6 protein-coding genes and 1 pseudogene are annotated in these 2,237 nt (G+C 61.2%); all 7 read right to left on the bottom strand.

The window, feature by feature from the left end:
• A partial coding sequence (rpsN, locus tag EOA38_RS34185; protein WP_127301297.1) for a 30S ribosomal protein S14 occupies positions 1-219 on the bottom strand: 219 nt, incomplete at its 3' end.
• A gap of 26 nt (positions 220-245) precedes the next feature.
• A complete protein-coding gene (gene rplE, locus EOA38_RS34190; RefSeq protein WP_095815056.1) occupies positions 246-824 on the bottom strand; it encodes a 50S ribosomal protein L5 in 579 nt (192 codons plus the stop codon).
• Positions 817-1,131 carry a 50S ribosomal protein L24 gene (gene rplX / locus EOA38_RS34195; protein ID WP_127301298.1) on the bottom strand — a complete coding sequence of 105 codons (315 nt, stop codon included), beginning with the start codon at positions 1,129-1,131 and terminating at the stop codon, positions 817-819. The genes rplE and rplX overlap by 8 nt, the downstream gene beginning before the upstream one ends.
• A 12-nt stretch (positions 1,132-1,143) precedes the next feature.
• A complete protein-coding gene (rplN, locus tag EOA38_RS34200) occupies positions 1,144-1,512 on the bottom strand; it encodes a 50S ribosomal protein L14 (RefSeq protein WP_006205457.1) in 369 nt (122 codons plus the stop codon).
• 82 nt (positions 1,513-1,594) lie between these two features.
• Entirely contained in the window at positions 1,595-1,834 is a 240-nt protein-coding gene (rpsQ, locus tag EOA38_RS34205) for a 30S ribosomal protein S17 (RefSeq protein ID WP_027170362.1), read from the bottom strand.
• Between the two features lie 4 nt (positions 1,835-1,838).
• Positions 1,839-2,039 (bottom strand): 50S ribosomal protein L29, encoded by a 201-nt coding sequence (rpmC, locus tag EOA38_RS34210; protein ID WP_095807484.1) that lies wholly within the window; start codon positions 2,037-2,039, stop codon positions 1,839-1,841.
• Positions 2,040-2,051: 12 nt separating this feature from the next.
• Positions 2,052-2,237, bottom strand: a pseudogene (locus EOA38_RS34215) (ribosomal protein L16); the annotation flags it as partial.

The raw sequence follows: 2,237 nt of genomic DNA on the forward strand, positions 1-2,237 counted from the left end.
GTAGGCGCGCGGACGGCCGGTGACTTCGCAGCGGTTGCGGATGCGGATCTTGGCCGAGTTGCGCGGCAGAGCCGAAAGCTTCAACTGGGCGCGGAAACGCTCTTCCATCGGCTTGGACTGATCCATGACGATTTCCTTGAGCGCCTTGCGCTTGGCGGCGTACTGACCGGCAAGCTTGCGGCGCCGGTTGTTCTTCTCGACTGAGCTGGTCTTTGCCATTTCAGATTTTTCCTTTTTCGCTGCCGTTACTGGCGGAAGGGGAAGTTGAAGGCCTTGAGCAGCGCTCTCGCCTCGTCGTCCGTCTTCGCCGTCGTACAAACGATGACGTCCATGCCCCAGACCTGATCAACCTTGTCGTAATTGATCTCCGGGAACACGATGTGTTCCTTGATGCCCATGGCGTAGTTGCCACGGCCGTCAAAGCTCTTCGGGTTCAGCCCGCGGAAGTCGCGGACGCGCGGCAGCGCAATGTTCACGAGGCGGTCGAGGAACTCGTACATGCGTTCCTTGCGTAGCGTGACCTTGGCGCCGATCGGCATGTTCTCGCGCACCTTGAAGCCCGCGATCGAGTTGCGGGCGCGGGTGACGACGGCCTTCTGGCCGGCGATCAGCGCGAGATCCTCGGCCGCGACCGAGGGCTTCTTGGAATCGCCGGTCGCCTCGCCGACGCCCATGTTCAGCACGATCTTGTCCAGGCGCGGAACCTGCATGTCGTTGTCGTAGCCGAACTGCTCCTGCAGCGCCTTGCGGATGGTCTCGTTGTAGACCTTCTTGAGGCGCGGCTCGTTCTTGGCAGCCGCCTGCTTGGTTTCAGCCTTAGCCATTGATGACTTCTCCCGAACGCTTGGCGACGCGCACCTTCTTGCCGTCCTTCTGGATGGCGAAGCCGACGCGGGTCGGCTTACCGTCCTTGGGGTCGGCCAGCGCGATGTTCGACAGGTGGATCGGCGCTTCCTTGGTGATGATCCCGCCCTCTTGGGACTGGGTCTGCCTCTGATGACGGCGAATGAGGTTCACGCCGCGCACGAGCGCGGTGTCTTCCTTCGGCTGCACCGACAGGACTTCGCCCGAACGGCCCTTGTCCTTGCCGGCAAGCACGACGACCTTGTCGCCTTTTCTGATCTTTTGCATTGGTCCGGCTCCTTACAGCACTTCAGGCGCGAGCGAGATGATCTTCATGTGGTTCTTGGCGCGAAGCTCGCGCGGAACCGGCCCGAAGATACGCGTGCCGATCGGTTCTTTCTTGTTGTCGACGAGAACGGCCGCGTTCTTGTCGAAACGGATCACGCTGCCGTCCGGACGGCGGATGTCCTTGGCCGTGCGAACCACGACCGCCTTCATCACATCGCCCTTCTTAACGCGGCCGCGCGGGATGGCTTCCTTGATCGACACCACGATGATGTCGCCGACGGAGGCATACTTCCGCTTCGAGCCGCCCAGCACCTTGATGCACATGACACGACGGGCGCCGGAATTGTCCGCGACGTCGAGGTTTGTTTGCATCTGAATCATGACTGGCCGCCTTCTTCTTTTCTAACGGGACGGGTTCGACACCCCTCCCCGGTCTGTCCAAAATTCGTTTCGTTCGCCCGGATCAAGCCTGATCCGAAGTGACGACGATCCAGCGCTTGTCCTTGGAAATCGGCTTCGATTCCTGGATGAACACCTGGTCGCCGACCTTGTGGGCGTTGTTCTCGTCGTGCGCCTTGTACTTCTTGGTCATGCGCACGGTCTTCTTCATCACGGGATGCGTGAAGCGCCGTTCGACCTTGACGACGACCGTCTTCTCGTTCTTGTCGCTGACGACGGTGCCCTGCAGAATGCGCTTTGGCATGGTCTTAACCCTTCTTGGCCGCGGCTTTTTCAGCGGCGATGGTCTTGATGCGCGCGATGTCCCTGCGGACCTGCTTCACGCGCGCGGTCTTCTCAAGCTGACCGGTGGCCTTCTGGAAGCGCAGGTTGAACTGCTCCTTCTTCAGGCTGGCCAGGTCGTCGGTCAGCTGATCCTGGGTCTTGGTCCGGATGTCTTCGGCTTTCATGATCGCCTGTCCTTATTCTGCGATGCGCTGCACGAAGCGCGTCTTGACCGAGAGCTTGGCGGCGCCGAGGCGCAGCGCTTCACGCGCGGTCTCCTCGCTGACGCCGTCGACTATTGGGCGGCGCCCTTGCCCTTACCCATGCGCACTTCGGTCGGCTTCGATGTGACCGGCAGATCCGGGAAAACCCGGATCCAGACG

The organism is Mesorhizobium sp. M1E.F.Ca.ET.041.01.1.1, assembly GCF_003997355.1.
Lineage (GTDB): Bacteria > Pseudomonadota > Alphaproteobacteria > Rhizobiales > Rhizobiaceae > Mesorhizobium.